15 protein-coding genes are annotated in these 20,659 nt (G+C 70.0%); 6 read left to right on the top strand and 9 right to left on the bottom strand.

Annotated elements, in window-relative coordinates; all coding sequences use genetic code 11:
- Positions 1-206 precede the first annotated feature (206 nt).
- Entirely contained in the window at positions 207-1,943 is a 1,737-nt protein-coding gene (locus NQ034_RS14315; protein ID WP_257049671.1) for an N-acetylmuramoyl-L-alanine amidase, read from the bottom strand.
- A 227-nt stretch (positions 1,944-2,170) separates the two neighbouring features.
- On the opposite strand from NQ034_RS14315, the gene NQ034_RS14310 reads away from it, so the two are divergent.
- The 4 genes from NQ034_RS14310 to NQ034_RS14295 all read left to right on the top strand — a co-directional run bounded on the left by NQ034_RS14310 (position 2,171) and on the right by NQ034_RS14295 (position 9,359).
- Entirely contained in the window at positions 2,171-3,937 is a 1,767-nt protein-coding gene (locus NQ034_RS14310; RefSeq protein ID WP_257049670.1) for a (2,3-dihydroxybenzoyl)adenylate synthase, read from the top strand.
- A complete protein-coding gene (locus tag NQ034_RS14305; RefSeq protein ID WP_257049669.1) occupies positions 3,934-4,212 on the top strand; it encodes a phosphopantetheine-binding protein in 279 nt (92 codons plus the stop codon). The genes NQ034_RS14310 and NQ034_RS14305 overlap by 4 nt, the downstream gene beginning before the upstream one ends.
- Positions 4,213-4,290: 78 nt before the next feature.
- A complete protein-coding gene (locus NQ034_RS14300) occupies positions 4,291-8,706 on the top strand; it encodes a non-ribosomal peptide synthetase (protein WP_257049668.1) in 4,416 nt (1,471 codons plus the stop codon).
- A 2-nt stretch (positions 8,707-8,708) separates the two neighbouring features.
- Complete coding sequence (locus NQ034_RS14295) at positions 8,709-9,359, top strand: 4'-phosphopantetheinyl transferase family protein (protein ID WP_257049667.1); 651 nt, start codon at positions 8,709-8,711, stop codon at positions 9,357-9,359.
- Positions 9,360-9,366: 7 nt separating this feature from the next.
- Here the strand turns inward: NQ034_RS14295 and NQ034_RS14290 are convergent, their stop codons facing one another.
- The 8 genes from NQ034_RS14290 to NQ034_RS14255 form a co-directional block, all read right to left on the bottom strand.
- Positions 9,367-10,341: an alpha/beta fold hydrolase gene (locus NQ034_RS14290; RefSeq protein ID WP_257049666.1), complete on the bottom strand. Its 975-nt coding sequence runs from the start codon at positions 10,339-10,341 to the stop codon at positions 9,367-9,369.
- A gap of 97 nt (positions 10,342-10,438) precedes the next feature.
- Positions 10,439-11,665, bottom strand: a complete 1,227-nt coding sequence (locus NQ034_RS14285; protein WP_257049665.1) for a PucR family transcriptional regulator — start codon at positions 11,663-11,665, stop codon at positions 10,439-10,441.
- A 90-nt stretch (positions 11,666-11,755) separates the two neighbouring features.
- A complete protein-coding gene (locus tag NQ034_RS14280; RefSeq protein WP_257049663.1) occupies positions 11,756-12,019 on the bottom strand; it encodes a PucR family transcriptional regulator ligand-binding domain-containing protein in 264 nt (87 codons plus the stop codon).
- 86 nt (positions 12,020-12,105) lie between these two features.
- Positions 12,106-13,311 (bottom strand): ATP-NAD kinase family protein, encoded by a 1,206-nt coding sequence (locus tag NQ034_RS14275; protein WP_257049662.1) that lies wholly within the window; start codon positions 13,309-13,311, stop codon positions 12,106-12,108.
- Complete coding sequence (gcvPB, locus tag NQ034_RS14270; RefSeq protein WP_257049661.1) at positions 13,308-14,996, bottom strand: aminomethyl-transferring glycine dehydrogenase subunit GcvPB; 1,689 nt, start codon at positions 14,994-14,996, stop codon at positions 13,308-13,310. Before gcvPB ends, NQ034_RS14275 begins: the two co-directional genes overlap by 4 nt.
- Before the next feature lie 29 nt (positions 14,997-15,025).
- Positions 15,026-16,405 (bottom strand): aminomethyl-transferring glycine dehydrogenase subunit GcvPA, encoded by a 1,380-nt coding sequence (gene gcvPA, locus NQ034_RS14265; RefSeq protein ID WP_257049660.1) that lies wholly within the window; start codon positions 16,403-16,405, stop codon positions 15,026-15,028.
- A gap of 298 nt (positions 16,406-16,703) precedes the next feature.
- Positions 16,704-17,261 (bottom strand): NADPH-dependent FMN reductase, encoded by a 558-nt coding sequence (locus NQ034_RS14260; protein ID WP_257049658.1) that lies wholly within the window; start codon positions 17,259-17,261, stop codon positions 16,704-16,706.
- A 250-nt stretch (positions 17,262-17,511) separates the two neighbouring features.
- On the bottom strand, positions 17,512-18,537 hold the full coding sequence (locus tag NQ034_RS14255; protein WP_257049657.1) for a phosphotransferase family protein: 1,026 nt from the start codon (positions 18,535-18,537) through the stop codon (positions 17,512-17,514).
- A 218-nt stretch (positions 18,538-18,755) separates the two neighbouring features.
- On the opposite strand from NQ034_RS14255, the gene NQ034_RS14250 reads away from it, so the two are divergent.
- Together NQ034_RS14250 and NQ034_RS14245 are read left to right on the top strand one after the other, a co-directional pair.
- Positions 18,756-20,000, top strand: a complete 1,245-nt coding sequence (locus tag NQ034_RS14250; RefSeq protein WP_257049656.1) for a CaiB/BaiF CoA transferase family protein — start codon at positions 18,756-18,758, stop codon at positions 19,998-20,000.
- Complete coding sequence (locus NQ034_RS14245) at positions 19,997-20,638, top strand: TetR-type transcription factor C-terminal domain-containing protein (RefSeq protein ID WP_257049655.1); 642 nt, start codon at positions 19,997-19,999, stop codon at positions 20,636-20,638. Before NQ034_RS14250 ends, NQ034_RS14245 begins: the two co-directional genes overlap by 4 nt.
- Positions 20,639-20,659 lie beyond the last annotated feature (21 nt).

Raw genomic sequence — 20,659 nt, 5'->3', positions numbered from 1 at the left:
ACCGGGGACGCTTCAAGTCACGTCCGGTGACTCCGAAGCCGCCCCACGTCGTGGGTATCAACCTGCCGGAGCACGAAGCAGTCAGAAACTAGCCCGAGTGACTCCACACAGCTTGACACAGAGCGGTACTGCAGGTTTGCGCATGTGATGTGGTGCGCTTGCGCTGCGGCCAGGTCAGACCCGGCCCGGGCCGAACTGAGCCCGGGTTAGACCCCGGCCGACTGGACCCCCGCGTTCATATCGGGGACCACGCCCGGGTTCATCTTGGGCGCCTTCGCCTTGCCCCCATCCTTGCCGCCATCCTTCGCACCAGGCTTCGCACCGCCTTGAGCCGGACCCTTGGCACCGCCCTTCTTCGCAGCGGAACCACCGGCCTGGGCTCCCGCGGTGGTCTTCTTGCCCTGTTGGATGTCCGCCGCGGTCCGCCGGATCTCGTCGAAGGTGGCGTAGAAGGCATCGCCGGGGCAGTCGGTGTCGCCCACATCGCGGTGACCCACGATGGTCTTGATCTTCTTGCCCTCGACCGATGTGGTGCCCTGTGCCGGGACCTTGCCCAGGGACAGCTTCCAGGCCACGGCACCCGCCACGGCGTCCCTGGTCTTCTTCGGTGGGGCAGTCTTGGCATAGTCGCCGATCACCGAGATGCCGAAGGTTCCGTTGTTGACCTCCGAGGCGTGGGCGCCGATCACGGGCTTGTCGATTCCGCCGGCCCGGCCCTCCCACAGCCGACCGTACTTATCGGCGAGCATGTTGTAGCCGATGTCGGACCAGCCGCGCCCCTCTTTGTGGAAGGTCTGGATACCGCGCAGGATCGCGGGGACGTCCTCGGGCGAGTAGTCCTTATTGCCGTCTGTGTGGTGGATGACGGCGGCCGTGACCTTGTCCGCCGTCCGGGGCTTGTCCTTCGGCCCGCTGGCTCCCCAGTTCTTGCGCGAGGCGAACTTCGGTCGCTGCACCGGCCCCGCTTTGGACTTCGCAGCGGGCTTGGGCTTCGCACCCGCCTTGGGCTTGGCCGCCACCGCCGAGGCCCGAGCCGCCATGGGCGCGACTTGGTACGCCCGCTGCTCGCCGGCGCCCGGCTCGGCGCTGCCCTGTGACTCACCGGCACCCTGTTGTTCGGCTCCGGGACTGATCAGGGTGGGCGCATTGTCGGCCACCGCCTTGGCGTCCGAGTCCAACCGGTGCGGATCAACCAGGAAGGCGCGCGCGTTCTTCGGCACGCCGCCATCGCCCAGGATCCGCAGTTGGGCCTGCTGGGCCCCGGTGACGTAGTACGGGTCGGTGCCGGTGCTCCCACCGCCGGAGGACTCGCCTCCCTCTGCGCCGCCACCTTCTGGGGTCGCGTGCAGATGAGTCCAGTCGGACCAACCGTCCGCGGTCTTGGTGCGCACCTCGAATTCGACCCTGACGTCGGAATCGTCGAAGAGCACCCCGATCACGCTCGGCGAATCCGCCGGCAGGTCGACGACATCGGACAGCGCCGCGATCGTCACCCCGTCCCCGGTCCGGGTGCCGGCCGGCTTCCGATGCAGGTCCGGGGCCGAGGCCTCGGCCTGGGAACCGCCCGTCCCGCCGGCCGATGGCACTGCTCGGGTGCCGGCGCCCGGCGCACCCAGCGCCAGGGCGAGACCGCGGGCATGGCTCGTGACCGCCTGGGTGAACCGCTCGCCGATCCCCGCCAGGGCGGCCGGGGACAACAGCGCCCCGGGCAGTGCGGCGGTGGACTGCGGGCCGGCCGCCTGCTCGCGCGCCTGGGCCGTGGACGTGGACCCGTCGGTGGCGCCGGGAGTCAAAATGCCGGAAGCACTGACGGCGCTCAGCGGATAGTCCGAGGTGGTGGGCGCCGGAGGTGCCGCCGCGGTCGATGCCTGGGCCGGCACACCGACTCCGATGGCCACACTCAGCACGGTGCCGCAGGTCAGGGCACGCAGAAGGCGATGCATAGAGGTCCTCTCCAGGGGAAGATCGGTGGAACCGGGGTCAGGCTATCCGCTGGGGGAACGCCCGTGCAATGCGCCCGGCCCCTTCGGCGCGGCGGACCCATCGGATTCGGTGGGCGCCATGCATGAGATCGCTCGCTCTACCCGAGCACACGCTTCAGATCAGCTCCACCCTTAGGTATGCTTTAGCTTCGGCATATTCCTGTGCCACAGCCTGCTCAGAGGAATCCATGATCGACGTTCGCGCTGATATCGTCCGCCCTTCGGCCGCCCTGGCCTCGCACTACCGCGCCCTGGGCTACTGGGAGGATGAGTCCCTGCCGGTATTCATGCGCGCCAGGGCACTGCGCTTCGCAGACAATATCGCCGTCACCGGCCCCACCGTGGCCGTTCCCGGGGCCGCGGCGGCCCCCACCGCCCTGACCTACCGCGAGCTCGACGCCGACGCCACCGCATTCGCCGCGCGCCTGGCGGCCTCCGGGGTGAGCGCTGGCCAGGCAGTGATCGTGCAGGTGCCCAACAGCGTGGAGTTCCTGTCGGCGCTGTTCGGCGTGTTCTATCTGGGCGCGGTGCCGATCTTCGCACTGCCCGCCCACCGCGAAACCGAACTGGCCCACTTCACCCGGCTGGCCGGGGCCACCGCGCACGTCGTGGTCGGCTCCCAGCAGCAGCGTGAGACCTCGGCGAAGCTGGCCGAGGCCCTGACCGCCGAGGGCATCGTCGCTCCCCTGACCATCGACGTCTCCCGCCCGCCGTCGGCGACCGAGCTCGCGGCCGGCGCCGCGACTGCAACCGGCTCCACGGCCGAAACCGCGACGGACGACACGTCCTTCCACGACGGCCGGGCCGACGACCTGGCCTTCCTGCAGGTCTCCGGCGGGACCACCGGCGTGCCCAAGCTGATCCCGCGTACCCACACCGACTACCTCTACACGGTGCGCGAATCCGCCGCGATCTGCCGGGTCACCGAGGACACGCGGATGCTGGTCTGCCTGCCGGCGGCACACAATTTCGCAATGAGCTCGCCGGGCATCCTCGGCGTCCTCCACGCCGGCGGCACGATCGTCATGGCTGGCGACCCCAGCCCCCGCACGGCGTTCAAACTCATCGCCGAACACCGCATCACCATGGCCTCCCTGGTACCCCCGCTGTTGCAGGCCTGGCTGGCCTCGCCGGCGCGCACCCGCTTCGACCTGTCCAGCCTCGAGACGATCCAGGTGGGCGGCGCTCCCCTGCCGGCCACCACCGCGCAGCGCGTGGCCCCGGAACTGGGCGCGACCCTGCAGCAGGTCTTCGGAATGGCCGAGGGCCTGGTCAACTACACGCGCCTGAACGATCCGATCGACACGATCGTGCACACCCAGGGCCGGCCGATCAGCCCAGACGACGAGGTCCTCATCGTCGACGAGGCGGACAATCCGGTGCCCGACGGCACCGAGGGACTGCTGCTGACCCGCGGGCCGTACACGATCCGCGGATACTTCCGCGCGCCGCGGGTCAACGCCGATTCCTTCACCGCCGACGGCTTCTACCGCACCGGCGACCTGGTGATCCGCAGACCCGACGGCTACCTGTCCGTGACCGGCCGCATCAAGGACCAGATCAACCGGGCCGGGGAGAAGATCGCCCCCGAAGAAGTCGAGGAGGCCCTGCTGAGCCACCCCGCAGTCGCCGATGCCCTGGTGTTGGGCCTGCCCGACGAGTACCTGGGCGAGAAGATCCTGGCCGTGGTCCTGCCGCGCGAGGACATCGCCGAGGCCGACTGGCCGACGGCATCCGAGCTGCTCGACCACGTGCGGGCATCGGGCCTGGCCCGCTTCAAGGTCCCCGACCGCCTGGAGGTGGCCGCGACCCTGCCGACGACCGGCGTGGGCAAGAACAACCGCCGCGCCCTGCGCACCCGTGTCCTGGCCGAACTCCAGGAGGCTGAGGCCGGCAGCACACCATCCGAACACACCGCCGGCGCGCCGGCCCAAGCCGCAAAGGACATGGCATGACCACAACACCGCTCGACCTCGACTCCGCGTGGACCAGCTGGCTGCAGGATGCCTTCTCCCGCATTCTGAAGGACCCGCAGGCCGCCCAGAACCTGCTGGCCGCCCCCGAAGCCGATATCTTCGAGGCCGGATTCGACTCCCTGCGCACCTTCACGCTGTCCGATGAGCTGTTCGCCGCCGGCGTGGACGTGGACTTCGCGCAGATCGTCGAACAGCCCACCACCGCCTTCCTGGCCCAGTGCATCCGGGATTCCGGCGCCTCGGCCCCGGCCTGAGCGCCGCATCTTCTAAGCGCCACACTTCCTGAGCACTTCGCCCCCACCTCCTACACCAGCCCGACCGAACCCGAGGACATGAACGCAATCCCGCTCTCCCCCGCCCAGCGCGGGCTCTTCTTCGCCCAGGAACTCGACCCGGGAACCCCCGCGTACACGACCGCCGAGCTCGTGGAATTCGACGGCCCACTGGACGCCGAGGTACTCGCCGCAGCCCTGGAGCGCGCCTACGCGGAGTTCGAACAGCTGCGTGTGAGCGTGCACACCTCGGCCGCGGAAGCAGGAGTGGAAGCAAGCGCGGAAGCCGACGCCGCGTGCGAGGCCGAGGAGGCGGGCGGCGAGCAGGGCCCCGTCCAGGTGCTCCACCCGGCCGGGCCCGCCCTGGAGATCGTCGAGGACGAGGACCCCCGGGCCTGGCTCGAAACCGCCCTGGACACCCCCTTCGACCTGGGGACCGGACCCGTGGTCCGCACCGCGCTGCTGCGCGAGGACGGACGCTCGCTTTGGTTCCACGCGACGCACCATGTGGCCATCGACGGCTTCGGTTTCATGGTCTTCGCCCGCCGGGTCGCGGCCCTCTACACGGAGATCGCGCAGGGCGCCGGAACCGATTCGACCGGTCCCGATTCACAGGCGCACCCGGCCACTCCCAGCCGGGCCAAACGCCCGACCCCCGCTCTGGCCGAACTGGTCGCCGAGGCCCGTGCGCTGGAAGCCGCGGAGGCCTCGGCCGATGCGGAATTCTGGAATCCGCGGCTGGACCGGATGACAGAATCCAGTTCGATCGCCGGCCGGATCGCGACGCCGGCACGGCACGCGCAACGCCACACAATCGACGTATCGGCGGACACCCAACAGGCACTGCTGCGCGCCGGGCGCGCCCTGGGCACCCCGTGGACCACCATCGCCGAGGCCGCCTTCTCCACCTATCTGTGGCGCTTCCTGGCACCCTCCTCCGAGGCCGAGGTCCCCGCCGTGCGCATCGGCATCCCCCACCTCAACCGGTTCCGTCCCGGGCACGGGCGCCTGGCGCGCGCCGGGGCCGTGTGCACCGCGATGAACGTCCTACCGCTGGGCCTGTCGGGGACCGCCGAGACCCTGACCGTGGGCGGCGCGGTGGAGGCGCTGGCGGCCGAGCACGCGGCGGTGGCCGGTCACACCGAGGCCCGGCAGGCGGACCTGACGCGCAGCCTGGCCCGCAGTGGCGCAGGCCAGTTGTTCGGTCCGCAGGTCAATCTGCTGCCCTTCGAATCGGCCCTACACTTCGGCGCTGCCGCCGGCACCATCCGGAATCTGACGGCCGGCCCGGTCGAGGATATGACCTGGTGCCTGCGCGGGGCCCCGGGACGCGGCACCGTGCGCCTGGAGATCGACGTCAACCCCGATCTGTACCCGGCGGGCTCGGCCGCGGCCCATGCCGGCCGCCTGGCGGCCTGGCTGCGCACCTTCGCCGAGGCTGCGGGCAGTGGCGCCGAAATCGCCTCGGCCGCCGCCGGGAAAGCGGCCGACGCCGCCACTGGCAGTCCCACGACCCGAATCGTGGACCTCGAACTGCTGGATGCCGCGGACCGCGCCCGGATGGCCGAATGGACCGGGGCACACCGCGAGTATCCGCGCCGCACCCTGCCGCAGGCCTTCGTCGAACAGGCCGGGCGCACCCCCGAGGCCCCGGCTCTTATCTGGGACGATGCCACAGGCCGCACCCACAACTGGACCTACGCCGAGCTGCTCGACCGGGCGGGCGCTCTGGCCCGCACACTGCGAGAGCTGCACGAGCAGAGCACCTCGCACGAACACAGCGACGCGCGGGACGACCTCGGTCCCTGGACGGTGGGCGTTGCCCTGCCGCGCGGCCCCGAACTCTTCGCGGCCCTCTACGCCACCCAGTTGGCCGGTGCGGCCTATGTCCCCCTGGACCCCGACCAGCCGGCCGCGCGGCTGGCCGATATGGTCGCCGATGCCCGTGTCACCCTGGCCTTCGCCTCCGCCGAGACCCGGGACCTGCTGCCGGCCGGCGTGACGGTGCTGGACCCCGTTTCACGTGAAACACGGCTCTCCGCCGGAGCCCCCGAAACTCCCGGAACCCCCGCAGCATGGTGGGCCGGAGCCGAGGACCCGGCCTATGTCCTGTTCACCTCGGGCTCGACGGGCCGATCCAAGGGCGTCGTCGTCGGCCAGGCCGCAATCGACAACCGCCTGGAGTGGATGCAGGAGCTCTACCCCCTGCATCCAGGGGACCGCGTCGCACACAAGACGCCGATCAGCTTCGACGTGTCCCTGTGGGAACTGTTCTGGCCCCTGCGGGTGGGGGCAGCGATCGTCATCACCGCGCCCGGCGCCCACCGTGACCCGCGCGCCCTGGCCACCACCTTCCGCCGCCACCGCGTCGATACCGTGCACTTCGTGCCCTCGATGCTCCACGCCTTCCTCAGCGATTCCGTCGCACTGGCCGAACTCGGCGACACACCCGCCCTGCGGCGGATCTTCTGCTCGGGCGAGGCGCTGCCCGGCACCCTGGTCCGGGCCTCGGCCCGGGGACTGGGGATCGCGCCGATCAACCTCTACGGCCCCACCGAGGCCGCAGTCGATGTCACCTACTGGGACTGCGATCCGGCGGTCGACCTCGCAGATGTGCCGATCGGCCGGCCCGTGCCGAACGTCCGCTGCCATGTGCTCGACCCCGCCGGGCACCCCTGCCCCGCCGGCATGACCGGCGAACTGGTGCTGGCCGGCGTGCAGGTGGCCGATGGCTACATCGGCCGGCCCGAGGCGACGGCCAAGGCCTTCCTCGCCGAACCGGCCGAACTGCGCGGGGCCGCCTCGGCGCCCGGGGACACGGGGCCGTCGGCAGAGCCAGGCAGCATGGGCCCCACTCCCCCGGCGCACGCCCGCATGTACCGCACGGGCGACCGGGCGCTGTGGCGCGAGGACGGTGTGCTGCTCTACCGCGGGCGCTTGGACGATCAGGTCAAGGTGCGCGGACAGCGGGTCGAACCCGGCGAGATCCGCGCCGTGCTGGCGCGCGTGCCCGGGGTGGACAACCTGGAGATCCTGGCGGTCACAGGCTCCGGGGAGACCCGCCTGATCTGCTATTACTCCCTGGCCGAGGCGGCCGCCGGCTCGGCTAACGGCACGGGCACGACCTCGGTGGGCACTTCCCCCGCCCACTCAACCGCCGTCCCCGGCACCCCCTCCCCCGACCCGGCCACCGTCCGCGCTGCCCTACAGGCCGCGGCCCTGGCCGAACTGCCCGCGGCCATGCGCCCGAGCGCCTACGGCCTGGTCGAACACTGGCCCCTGACCGTCAGCGGCAAGACCGACCGCAGGGCGCTGAGCGCGCTGCCGGCCGAGGTCGTGGGAGCCTCGGGCCAGGGCACCGCCGGCCCGGGGGCACGGGCCGCGGGCAATCTGCTCGAACAGGAGATCGCGCGGGTCATGGGCGAGATCCTGCAGACCGTGACACCTAGGCCGGACGAGGACTTCTTCGCCCTGGGCGGCTCGTCCCTGACCGCGCTGCGACTGCTCACCGCGGTCGAGGCGATCGCCGGGCACCGCGCGAACCTCGCCGATGTCTTCGCAGCCCCCACCGCGCGGACGCTCGCCGCCAGGCTGACACCGGACGCCGCCGGCTCTAGGCAGAGTGGCCCAGGGGCGGGCACCGACTTCGGCGATCCACTCGGCGCCGTGTTCCGGCTGCGCGCAGGGGATGCGGACCAGGTGCCGCTGGTGGCGCTGCCCCCGGCCGGCGGCCTGGGCTGGTGCTGGGCCGGACTATTGCGCCACCTGCCGGCCGACAGGCCCATCTACGTCATCCAGGTCGAGGGCATGAACACCGGCAGCCCGGTCGAACACCCCGATCTGCACTCCTGGGCCCAGCGCATCGCCAAACTGCTCGAGCCGGTCACCGGAACCACGGGCGTCGATCTGCTGGGCTGGTCGATCGGCGGAATGCTGGCCCAAGAGCTCGCGGTGACCCTGGACGCGGCCGGCCGGACTGTGCGCAGTGTGACCCTGCTCGACGCCTATCCGGCCGAGCAGTGGGCCAAGCAGCCGCTGCCCGATGAGCGGGAGACCCTGATCGGCCTGCTGCGCATGGCGGGCCTGGAGCCTGCGGAGGGGGAAGCGCTGGACCACGATTCCGTCCTGGCCCACCTGGCCGCCGACGGTTCGACCTTCGCCGGCCTGCAGCCCCAGGTGATCTCCGCCTGTATGCACAATGTGCGGGCCTCGGCCCGGATGATCCACGCCTCCGCGCACCGGACGTGGCAGGGCGACCTACGCTTCTTCGCCTCGGCGGATTCGCTGGCCCAGGGCTTCGACCCGGCCGGTTGGGCAGCCCATGCAACGGGCGCGATCGAGGTCACGACCCTGCCGGTGCACCACGGCCTGATGGTCCGCGAACCCGCGATCGCCCAGGTAGCGCAGTGGCTGCGACACATGGCCGAGCGGCCCGCCGAGCTCACCGGAGGGCTGCCGTTTCCAGTCGGTCGATAACGGTGAACGGGGCACTGCTCCGGGTCGCCACCGCAGCCGAGGTCCTGGCCGAGCTGAGCGCGCCCGAGGCCCTGGACGCCCTGAGCGAGGCCGAACGCGACCGGATGGAGCGCCTCCGGCTGCCGGCTGACCGCAGGGATTTCCTGGCCGCCCACGTGCTGGTGCGCCTCATCGCCGCGCAGTGGCTTGGCGCCGATCCGGAGTCGCCCGCCGCACCGGAACCGGGAGCGGTGGAGATCGTGCAGAGCTGCGCCGTCTGCGGCGGACCGCATGGGGTGCCGCGCATCAAGGGACGCCCCGACCTGCAGGCGAGCATGTCGCATTCCCGCGGCTTCGTCGCGGCGGCGGTGGCCCGGGTGCCGGTCGGCATCGACGTCGAGGCCCTGGCCGGGATCGAGGTCCCCGCCGGGGCCCTGCACCCGGCCGAGCAGGAGGCCCTGCAGGCGGCATCGCCCGCGGCCACAGACTCGTACACCGGACCGGCCGCCGCCCGGCTCTGGGTCCGCAAGGAGGCTCTGGTCAAGACCGGCGCCCTGGCCCTGGAACAGGCGGGCGGGGTCGATGTGCGGGACGACCGATGCCGCGGCGCGCGGATCGACGACCTCGCAGCGCCCCCGGGGGCCGTGGCGGCCCTGGCCCTGCTGACCGACTGAATGGACCTTAGCCGGCGGGGTCCTCGGCGTGGCGCCTGGCCAGGTCCAGCACGACCGCGGCGATCTCGGCGGGATGCGATTCGGGCAGCCAGTGCGATGCGCCCTCCAGCGGCACAAAGGTGTAGGGACCCTCGACGTAGTCCCCGCTCAGTCGTGCTGTGGCCGGGGCGAAGGCCACGTCCTCGCTGCCCCAGACGTAGGCGGTGGGCACCGTGATGGGGGTGCTGGGCAGCTGTTCGCCCGTGCCCAGTGCCCGGTAGTACTTCAGGGTGGAATCGAAGGCGCCCGGTGCGGCGAACCTTTCCACGTACGAGGCCGCGAGCGCCGGGGCGACCGCTCCCCTGTACATGTCGATCAGGCGCTTTCCCCCATCGCGCAGCAGGGTCCGCGCGACGCCGTCGGGATGGTGCCGGATCGATCGCAGGTAGGCCATCCGCTCATACTGGTCCGGGTCGTTCTTGATCTGCAGCCCGTGGGCGATCGGGTGCGAGGTCGACACGACGGTGCAGGTGTAGAGGCGTTCGGGGTGGGTCGCGGCGAAGGGCCAGGCGACGATGCCGCCCCAGTCGTGGCCGACCAAGTGGAAGCGGTCCAGGCCGGCGGCCGCAGTCAGCTGGGCCAGATCTGCCACCAGGTTGGCGACGCAGTAGTCCTCCACCTGTTCCGGCCTGGCCCCGGGCGAGTAGCCGCGCTGATCGTAGGCGAGGATGGACATTCCGGCGGCCAACAGCGCGCTGGCTGTGCCCTCCCAGCAGGATGCGTATTCCGGCCAGCCGTGCACCAGGACGGCCGTGCCCAGGCTCTCATCGGGCCGGGCCGGGGTGGCCCGGAAGGCGGAGAAGTCCCCGGTGCCGATCGACAGGGTCGTGGCCGAGGCCTCGGCCACGTGTGGCAGCGCCGCCAGGCGGGCGGCCACGGACGCATTGTCGTAGGGGGCGCCGAGCGGGGGTTCGACGGTGGATGAAGTCGATGGAACGGACATGCTCGGCCTCCTTGCCGATCGGATTCCGCGTACTCGACCAACCTACAACGGCGGGGCCGCGTGCCCACTCGGTTGCACACCCCGCAGGTGACGATCCTCAGTCCTGCAGGTCCCGCAGTTCGATGGCCAACCACAGTTCGAACCGCTGGTCCGCCACGTCGAGGGATCTGCCGCTGACCTGTTCCACCGGTGCCAGCCTGGTCCGCAGGGTGTGCCGGTGGATGCCCAGACTGTGCGCCGCCTGTTCCATATTGCCGTTGGCCCTCAAGTACCCGCGCAGCGCCGCCAGCAGGCTGCTGCTCTGCGCATGGGAGTCGATGTCCTCGAGGATTTCAGCGCAGAACGCGGCCCGGTCGTCCGTAGTCCCCATCGCCAGCAGGGTCCGGAATCCGTCGACCGCGGACAGCTCCGCGACCGGCAGACCGCGCGACTCCGCGATCCCCAGCGCGCGTCTGGCCTGCTGTGCGCACCGGCTGATCGACCCGAGCCCGGTCGAGGTCCCGAGCCCGGCCCGGACGCCGCTCTCGGCTGACCGGACGCCACCCTCCACGGACCACTCGGCCCGCTCAGATCGCCCGGTCCGCGGCGGCAGTCTGCGCAGGCCGGATTCGAGCGCGCGCACCAGCCCTTCGCCCGGATCGCAGACCAGGGCCGTGGTCCCCGTGGAATCGGCATGATAGACAAGCTCCGAGCAGGCCCGCTCCAACGATGAGTCGAGGATAAGGCAGTCGGTCTCATCGAGGCGGTGCGAGAACCTCACGACACGCGCGCCGGCGCATTCGATCCCCGCCCTGGCCAGCTGGAAGACCGCGTCGACCTCGGAATGCGGTTTCGACACCAGCGCGCCCACGACGGCCTCCCGGCGCCGGCGGTTCTGCTGTCCTGCCGAATACCGCAGTTCCAGGAGCACGCTCAGTTGGGAGACGACCATGCTGAGCAGCGCCTGGTCGTCGAAGCCGGCCTCCCCCGTCCTGGCGGCGATCATGATCCCGCGCAGGTTTCCCTGGGTCCCCAGCGGAGAGACCTGGGCGAATTCGTCCTCTCCCGCCCCCTCGCTCAACGACCAGCGCATCCCCTGGGGCAGGTGGACCACGATGTCGTCCACGAACCGCGCGAGCAGGGCATCGGCCCCCGGCCCGTGCTGCGCGATGATATGCAGCGCAGGGTCGGCAACGACCGCCGAGAAGCCGCTGACATCGTAGAGCACCCCGAGCACCTCGGCGACCCCGTTGTGGCGGGTTGCCGCATGGCCCAGGCGACGCTGCGCGGCGAGTGCGCGGCGCAGCGGCAGGGTCTCCTCCTCATTGAGCGAATGGGAGACCATCCGCACGATCGACTGCAGCGGGGTCAGCTCCGGGACGGCGGCCAGCGAAAGCCCCGTGGCCCGGGCGGCCTCGATCAGGACTTCGGGGAATTACGAATGCGGCAGCGAGGGGCCCGTGCTCAGCCCCAGCGCCGAGACCTGTGCCGTCACCAGCCGGCGGCAGAACTCGAGCGTCGCTGCGCGCTCGCGGAACAGGCCGAGGCCGGTGGTCAGCAGGAACTCTCCCCCGGTCAGCCACGGGGCCGGGTCGCTCAGTTCGCTGACATGCGCCCAGACGATCTCCGGATCGCCCACGGCCACGAGGATCTCCAGACCGAGCGTGGGTTCGCCTGCCAGGCGCGACAGTCGCAACATGCCATCACCCGCTTCTCCCGCTGCACGCCGACGGCACCCAGTCTACTGGCGCTCGGGGAGGGCCGTTCCGCTGGCGGGCCGAGACCTCACGCCGCCATGATGCGGACCATCGCCGTTTCGTGCGGGCCAGTGTGGACCCGCAGATAACCGGCAAACCTGCGATCGACCCGATCCGATCCGCTGTCGATGTAGAGCGGTCCACCGCGCAGTTCGCCCAGCTTGGCGGGCGTGGCGATCACGATGAAGTCCGCCGGGGCCAGGCGTTCGAGCAGTTCGGGCCGCAGCTGTTGGTTCCCCCTGCCCAGCAGGAAGCCCTGACCGCCGATCGGGGAGAGCACGAGCTGGACCGCCTGCTCGGCCACGAGCCGCTCGAGCGTTCTCGCATCGCAATCGCGCCACAGCCTCCGCCGGCCCGCGCCGGGCACCGATACGTCCACGCCCAGCAGGCTGAGATCGCCCAGGCCGTAGTCCGCATCGAGTTCGGCTGCGGCACCGCGCACGGTGGAGCCCGGTCCGAAGATCCAGGCCTTCGCCGGATCGAGTTCGAGCTGCAGTTCGCGGGCCAGCCCCCAGTGGGAGCCTGCGGTGGGCCCGGCTGTGCCGATCTTTCCGCCCTGCAGTTGCAACGGCCGGTCGGGCACCGGCAGCACTCCGTACAGGCGCGCCGAAACGGTCCCGGCCCGGCGCGCCGCCTCGTCGATGTCGGCGACGTCGCCGGGCCTGGTGCCGTCTCCGGCCGGATCCCAGCCCTCGACGAGGGCGGCGGCCGTGGCCGGGGACCGGGCGAATACGGCGGAGTGCATCTTGACCCCCGAGGGGATGCCCAGCACGGCGGTTCGCCCCGCCGCACCTGCGGCTGCACATGTGGTCAGTCCCGCGGCGGTGCCACCCGCGGCCTCGACCGCGTCGAGCACATCGCGGGCCGTGCCGTCTCCGCCGACGAAGACGATGAGGTCCACGGCCCGCTCCAGTGCGCGTTCGACCACCGCGCGGGTATCGGCGGACGTGGTGTGTCCGTCCGGGTCCTGCCGGGCAACGACCTCGGCGTCCGCCGAGCTGACGGGCGAGGTGGCCAGCGCGGCGCCGCCGAGCTCCCCGGCGCCGGTGACGACGACCCGGGCCGCGGCCAGGCCCGCGAGGAAACGGCGCGCGCGCTCGGCCGCCTGCGAGCGGAATCCGCGGGCGGCGGCCAGATACTGGATGGCCGCGCCGTCACTGCCGGCCAGCCCGGCCGCACCGCCGATGCCGGCGACCGGGTTGATGACCAGGGCCAGCCGCAACGGCCGGCTCACCGGTGGTGTGCTTTGGGCGCGCGTTCGGGCACCGGCAGGTCGGCGGCGGGAGTCCACCGCTCCGACACAGGAAACGACCTGCCCTCGTACTTGCGCTGGTACGCCCGCCACGATGTCACCCAGGTGTCGGGATCCGTGGTCGCGTTCTGGTCGACCGTGTGGATGCTGGAACGGTGGGGCGCCGTTCTCACCTCGTCCGGATCCACCCGGGCCAGGGCCGCGATATCGCGCAGCGCGTCGACGTATTCGTCGATCTCCGCCTTGGCGTACGACTCCGTGGGCTCCAGAGTCAGCGGTTCGGGCACGATGTAGGGGTGATGGCTGGTCCAGTAGTGGAACCCGTGGTCGGCCATGGCGGCGCCCAGCTCGCCCGAGCTCACGCCGGTGTCGTCGGCCAGCGGCTGCCAACTGTAGCGGACCTGCTCCAGACGGTGCTTGCCCTTGGCATACGGCACCTCCAGGCCGGGGATCTCGAGTATCCGCGCGAGCAGATAGTTGTTGTTGAGCACGGCGATATCCGAGACCTCGCGCAGGCCGGTACCACCCAGGGCCCGGATCCAGGCATAGGCGCGGATCAGGTTCGGGATCACCCCGTGGCCCGGCCGGATGTCGGCGATCGCGCGCGGGTCCCGCTGCGCGAACCGGTACCCCGTCCCCTCCGCAACCACGCGGCGGCCTGGCAGATAGGGCGCCAGGGCACTGCGCGCGCCGATCGCGCCGGCCGCGGGCCCACCGCAGGCGTGCGGCGTGGAGAAGGTCTTGTGGAGGTTGAAGTGGCACAGGTCGAAGCCGGCCTCCCTGGCCCGCGCGATGCCCAGCAGGCCGTTCGCATTGGCCTGGTCGTACACGCACAGTCCGCCCACCTCGTGAACCGCGTCGACGTAGTCGGTGATGCGCGGATTGAAGATGCCCGTGTCCTCGGGATTCGTGATGAACAGCGCGGCCGTCCGCTCCGAAACCGCTGCGCGCAGCGCCTCGAGGTCGGGGAAGCCATTGCCGTCCGGGTACAGCGTGATGACCTTGTAGCCCATGGTGCGGGCGGTCGCGGCGTTCGAGGGATGGCTGTAGATGGTCGTGATCACCTCGTCGCGGACGTCGGCCTCACCACGCTCGCGGTGGTAGGCGCGCACGATCGACACATTGCCGAAGATCGCGGCCGACCCCGACCCGGCCTGCAGGCTGATGGCGTCCATTCCGGAGACCTCGGCCAGGTAGTCCTGCAGTTCCTTGAGGATCCGCAGGGTCCCCTGCACCGTCTCCACTGCCTGCCGGGGGTGGGCGCCCGCGCTTTGCGGCGCAGCTGCGAAGCGCTCGTTGATCTTGGGGCTGTACTTCATCGTGCAGGTGCCCTGCCCGATGTCGACGTTGAGGTTGGCGCCCAGGGTCTCCTGCGACAGCCGCAGAAAGTGACGGAGGACCTGTGCCTGCCCGATTTCGGGCAGCTCCACCCGCGTATCCCTGCCGATCCGGGCCTCCGGGGCGTCCTCCGGCAGTTCCTGCAGCGGCGCCGGCACAAGCATGCCGCGCGCTCCGGGCGTCGAGAGCTGGTGGATCAGCGGTTCGTCCCAGCGCGGGGCGTGGTACTGCCGCGGCTGCGTCTTGACGGGGTTGAACGGGGTCTGCGCGGGCACTGCCGCCGCAGCCCGGTCGGGGGAAGCGGTGGTGCTGCGGTTCGCAACGGTCATGGTGTGCCTTTCGTCTGCGCCGCGGGGCTTCAGCGGAGGATGTCGGTCAGCGCCGCGAGGTCGTCGGCCGTCGTCTGCTCGGTCACGCAGAACACCGCCTGATTCTCTGCCGCTGCGGGGCCGAAGACCTCGGGGGCGGGGGCGCCGCCGTGGATGCCCGCGGCCAGCAGCGCGGCGTTGACCTCGACCGCATCGTGGCCGGCGTATTCGATGAGGAATTCGCGCCAGTGCGGATGCCCGGCGTCCACGACGCGGACGCCGGGGACCTGCTCGATCCGGGTGATCGCGAACCGGGTGTTGGCCGCGATCGTCCGGCCCAGTTCCGCCATGCCCGCAGGGCCCAGCTGCGCCAGATAGACCGCGGCGGTGATGCCCCACAGCGCGGCCGCCGTGCCGACCCATTCCACTCCCTGATCGCGCATGGCCAGGCTGGTCCGCTCATAGGCGACGTCGACGAAGCCGAGCTCGCCGTCCACGCGCGTGGACGCCAGGCCGAAGAGCCGCGACGGGAATTCGTAGACGAAGCGCTCATCGTCGTGGGTGGCGATGAAGCCGCCGTTCGCCCCGCCGAAGTGCATCCCCAGGCCCAGCGATTGGATGTCACCGCACACGATGTCGGCACCCCAGCTCGCCGGCGCGGGCAGATAGCCCAGGCTGATCGGGTCCGTCGCGCAGACGAGCAGTGCGCCCGCGGCGTGCGCGCTGCGCGCGATGTCCGGCGCGTCCGTTTCGATGCAGCCACGGTAATTGGGCGTTTCGACGAGCACTGCGGCCACGGTGTCGTCGAGCTGTGCGGTGATGAAGCCGGTGTCGAGCGTGCCGCTTTCCGGGTCGCACGGTACGGTCACCGGCTGGGCGACGCCGGCGAGGAACGCGTCGATCCGCTCCCGCTTGGCCGCTTCAAGGGTTGCGGGGACGAGGACGCGGGAGCGGCCCGTGATGCGCACGGCCATCCGCAGGGCCGTCGCAAGCGCCTGGTAGCCGTCGTACGTGGGGACGTTGACGACGTCCATCTCCAGCAGGTCCGCCATGAGCGAGGTGTACTCGAAGATCGCCTGCCACTTGCCGTGGTCCTCGTACGCCTCCCCCGCATAGGCGGTGAGGAACTCGGCTCGGGAATTCACCTCGGAGCAGACGGCGGGAACGTAGTGGTGGTAGGTCCCCGATCCCAGGAAGGAGATCGCATCGGCGGCCGGCCGGTTGGCGCCCAGCACCCGGGTCATGTGCCGGTCCAGATCGCTTTCGGCGACCAGCGCCGGCGGCAGGTCCAGATCACGGTCCCGCCGCAGCTTCTCCGGGATGACGGAGAGCAGGTCCTCGACCGAGTCGACGCCGATGGCGTCGAGCATCTCCCGTTTGACGCCCGCTGCTGAGTTGGGGATGTATGGATGGACCGGAGTCGACGGCACGGACAAGAGTGGTCCTTTCACGGCGGGGGCTCATGACGGGCGCTATGGGGGTGCATCCCGTTGCCAGCTCACTCTATTGGCGGACCGATTCACTTTCCCTATACACAACGGCGAATCCGATTTCGGGTTTCACCGTTTCGTACAATATTTCGCACAATCCCGTGCCCACAATTCGTGCCCACAACGTCGAATGGCCGGGATGCATCCGGCGAACAGCGGAAATCACTGTTCGCCGGACGCATCCCGGCCATTGAGAGCAAAGCACCGGGCTCCAAGCCGGGGGCTCAGAGCATGCGGCTCAGGCCTGGCGCATCGCCTTGAAGGCCCCGCCCCATGCCTGCAGGTCCTCCAGCAGCGGCCCCATGGTCTGCGAGGAGACCTCCTCGGGGGCGAACTTGCCGTCCTTGACATCGGTGAAGATGGAGAACGCGCCGGCACCACGGATCGCGGCTGTGCGGTAGTTGGCGAACACCAGGCGCAGGGCCTCGGTGGCGCGCACTCCCTTGTCGGCGCCGTAGCTGACGAAGGCCACGACCTTGTTGTTGAACTCGGTGGACACGAAGTCCAGGGCGTTCTTCAGCGAGCCGGAGAACGAGTGATTGTATTCGGGGGTGACGACGATGTAGGCGTCGTACTTGTCCAGCTCTGCGCCCCAGGCCTTGGTGTGCTCGTTCTGGTACTGGTGGGCACCGCCGGGGATGGCCTCGTCGAGCAGGGGCAGATCGAAGGTCGAGAAGTCCACGACCGTGGCGTTGAGGTCCTCGTTCTCATTTGTACGGGCCGCGACCCAGTCGACGACCTGACCGTTGAGGGCTCCCGGACGGCTGGTGCCTGCGATGATGGCGACATTGAGCATGTGTTGTGTTCTCCCAAGGGTGATCGTGCGCGGGTGGTGCTGACAGGGCGAGAGCCCTGTTGAATAATCATATGGTTGATCATTCAACCAATCGGGTACAACCCGCAACCCGTAGGATTGATTCCCGCCGCACCCCTGAGTATGAGGCACTTCACACGATGCCGAGGCGGGAGGGCCCCGGGCGCCCCCTCTCCTGGGGCGCCCCTTGGCACTCCGCCAGCCCGGGCCGGCCGGCCAGGCTCGGCCCGCTTCAGCGATTCGCCAGCAGGATCGCCTCGGCCTCCTGGGCCAGCGTGTCCACTCCCCTGCCGGCGCCCTCGACGTCGACGTCCAGATCGCCCATCTGCCCGCGCAGCAGGCGGGTGTAGACGCCCTCGCGGATGCAGGCGAACTTCCACAGCGCGAAGGCCTCGAAGTAGGCGACGTTGTGTGCTTGGAACCCGGCGATGGATTCGTAGTGCGCGATCATCTCCTCGCGCGTCGGGAAACCATCGGAGACCTGCGGCACCCAGGCGCTGCGCAGCGTCTCCTTGCTATTCAACATCGCCATCACATAGCCCAGATCGGCCTCGACCTCGCCGGTCAGCGACAGCTCCCAGTCCACCACCGCGCGGATCTCGCCGGCATCGGACCAGATCAGGTTGTTCGGCTTGTAGTCGCCGTGGACCAGGCCCGTAACGGCCTCCGGTGGGGCCTGTTCGACCAGCATGTCGTGGACCCGTTGGATCTCCGGGATCTCCCTGGTCGTCATCTCGTTGAACTGCCCCAGCCAGCGGCGCAACTGCCGTTCGGTCAGAGTGCCAGGGCGGCGCAGATCACCCAGCCCCACCTCGTCGATGTCGACCTTGTGGATCCGGGCCAGCACGTCCATCATCCGCAGCCCGGCGGCATGCCGGTCCTCCCGCGGAATGCGCTCGAGGTCCGCCGGCTCGTTGAGCGAATGCCCCGCGCAGTAGTCCATGAAGACGAAGGGGACTTCCAGCACCTCCGGGTCGTCGACCAGGTCGAGGACGTTGACCGTGGGCACATCCGTGGGGCCCAGGGCGTGCATGATGCGGCCCTCGCGCATCACATTGTGGGCGGATCCGCCCTTGTGGCCCAGCGGGGGCCGGCGCAGCACCCAGCAGGGTTCGCCGTCGACCAGCAGCTGGAATGTCAGATTCGACCGGCCCACCGACAGTGCCCGGTATTGCACCTCGGTGACGCCGAAACGATCGGCGATCCAGCGGCCCAGGCGATCGGCGTCGATCCCGGCCGGAATGTGCGCAGCGGTCATCTTCGACCCCTTCCAAGAAAAGTGAACGTTTGTTCGACGCTATTAAAGTTACGAGGGGCCATCGTACCTGTCAACCAGCCGGGGCACAGCACGCCCCTGCCGCCGAATATGCGGGCACCGCCTGTCCCTCCCCTGAACGGCGCACCCATTCGCGGCGGAAATGTGCAAGACTGAAAAGACCGAACGTACGTTAAGGGAAGATGGGAAGAGGAGGACCGGTGCTCGACGAGGATGCACAGAAGGTCGCACAGGACGAAAACACCATGGGCCTGCGCCGCCCGGCCGGCCCGGGAATCCTCGAAGACGTGGTGATCGCCGATTTCTCCCGCGTCCTCGCCGGCCCCCTGGCCACTATGATCCTGGCCGATCTGGGCGCCACCGTCATCAAGGTCGAGGGCCCGGCCGGCGACGATTCGCGGGCCTGGCGGCCCCCGGCATATCGCGACGAGGCCAGCTACTTCCAAGCAGTCAACCGCAATAAGAACTCGATCGTGCTGGACCTGGCCGATCCGGCGGACCTCCACACCGCCAAACGGATCGCGGCCCGCGCGGACGTCTTCATCCACAACTTCAAGCCCGGTTCGATCGACCGCTTCGGCCTGGACTACGAATCAGTGCGCACCCTGGTGGGAGACTCCCTGGTCTACGCCCACATCACCGGCTTCGGCACCGAGCCCGGTCCCGACGGAGGCGCGGGCCTGCCCGGCTACGACGTGCTGGTCCAGGGCATGAGCGGCTTCATGAGCATGTGCGGGGAGGCCGACGGCGACCCCACCCGTTCCGGGGTGTCCATTTTCGACATCACCACCGGCATGATGACCGCCAACGGCATCCTGGCGGCACTGCGCCACCGCGATCGGACCGGCCAGGGGCAGAAGATCGACATCAACCTGCTGTCCTCCGCGGTCTTCTCCATGATCAATCAGTACCAGGCCGTTGCCACCACCGACTTCCTGCCCACCAGGCAGGGTCGTGAGCACGCGACGATCTACCCGTACCACGCACTGCCCACCGCCGACGGCGAACTCATCGTGGTCGCCGCCAACAACGGCCAGTTCTCGCGGCTGTGCGATGTGCTCGGCATTCCGGACACCGCACACGATCCGCGCTTCGACACCGCCGAGAAGCGCAACCTCAACCGCCGTGAGCTCGAACCCGTGCTGGTCGCGGCGCTGGCCGAGGACACTACGGCCGGCTGGTTCGCCCGGCTGCGCCAGGTCGGCATCCCATGCTCGCCGGTCCAGGACGTGGCAGGCGGCCTGGCCTCGGTCCGCGGATTGGGCCTCGACCCCGTCCAGCTGCCCGAGGCCGCGCCCACTGGTGTGCCCACCATCGCCGGTCCCCTGCGATTCTCGGCGACACCGACCTTCTACTTCAAAGAGCCTCCGGCATTGGGTGCCGACGGTGCTGCTGTCCTAGACTGGTTGGGCTCGGATCCGGGCCCCGATAAGGAGACACAGTGAAGACCGGTAATGGACGCGAGGCCATCCTGCTCGCAGCACGCGACACCTTCGCTCGCAAGGGCTACGACGGGGCGAGCATCCGCGACATCGCGCAAGAGGCCGATCTGAGCCTGTCCGCGCTGTACTACTACTTCAAGTCCAAGCAGGACGTGCTGCACGAAGTCGTGTCCCACGCCTACCGCAGCTACATCTCCACGATGGGCACGGTACTGGACGCCTGCGGCGATGACGCGGGCCTGCAGCTGGCATCGGCCGTGCGCTATCTGGTCAACTACCGGGTCACCCACACCGAGGTCAGCCGCGTGGTCATCCGCGACGCGGACTCCCTGGACGCGGACCACTTCGAATCCGTCCACCAGCTCCAGCGCGATGCCCGCCAGCTGATGATCGACATCGTCGACCGCGGCAATGCCGCCGGGGTGTTCGCCACGGAGAACTCCGTGCTGGCCGCCCGGTCCATTCTGGCCATGTGCAATGCGATCCCGCTGTGGTACCAGTCCGGCGGCGCCCTTGACGCGCACGACCTGGAAGTCTCGTACGTGGGCTACGCCCTGCGCCTGGTCGGCTTCACCCAGGCCGAGGAGCGCGGCGAGTACTACTTCTCCCTCGAACTGCCCGACGCCGAGGACGCCGACTAGTCCCAGCGGCACACGGCGGCC

Origin of the sequence: Brevibacterium moorei, from assembly GCF_024580735.1 — a bacterium.
Classification (GTDB): Bacteria; Actinomycetota; Actinomycetes; order Actinomycetales; family Brevibacteriaceae; genus Brevibacterium; species Brevibacterium moorei.
This window is presented reverse-complemented; position numbering and strand designations above follow the sequence as displayed.

Bases quoted from the DNA above. Each gene is read 5' to 3' on its own strand.
- NQ034_RS14315 (WP_257049671.1), bottom strand. From the start codon at position 1,943: ATGCATCGCCTTCTGCGTGCCCTGACCTGCGGCACCGTGCTGAGTGTG.
- NQ034_RS14285 (WP_257049665.1), bottom strand. From the start codon at position 11,665: ATGGTCTCCCATTCGCTCAATGAGGAGGAGACCCTGCCGCTGCGCCGC.
- NQ034_RS14290 (WP_257049666.1), bottom strand. From the start codon at position 10,341: ATGTCCGTTCCATCGACTTCATCCACCGTCGAACCCCCGCTCGGCGCC.
- NQ034_RS14260 (WP_257049658.1), bottom strand. From the start codon at position 17,261: ATGCTCAATGTCGCCATCATCGCAGGCACCAGCCGTCCGGGAGCCCTC.
- NQ034_RS14310 (WP_257049670.1), top strand. From the start codon at position 2,171: ATGATCGACGTTCGCGCTGATATCGTCCGCCCTTCGGCCGCCCTGGCC.
- gcvPB (WP_257049661.1), bottom strand. From the start codon at position 14,996: ATGACCGTTGCGAACCGCAGCACCACCGCTTCCCCCGACCGGGCTGCG.
- NQ034_RS14280 (WP_257049663.1), bottom strand. From the start codon at position 12,019: ATGTTGCGACTGTCGCGCCTGGCAGGCGAACCCACGCTCGGTCTGGAG.
- NQ034_RS14300 (WP_257049668.1), top strand. From the start codon at position 4,291: ATGAACGCAATCCCGCTCTCCCCCGCCCAGCGCGGGCTCTTCTTCGCC.
- NQ034_RS14305 (WP_257049669.1), top strand. From the start codon at position 3,934: ATGACCACAACACCGCTCGACCTCGACTCCGCGTGGACCAGCTGGCTG.
- NQ034_RS14255 (WP_257049657.1), bottom strand. From the start codon at position 18,537: ATGACCGCTGCGCACATTCCGGCCGGGATCGACGCCGATCGCCTGGGC.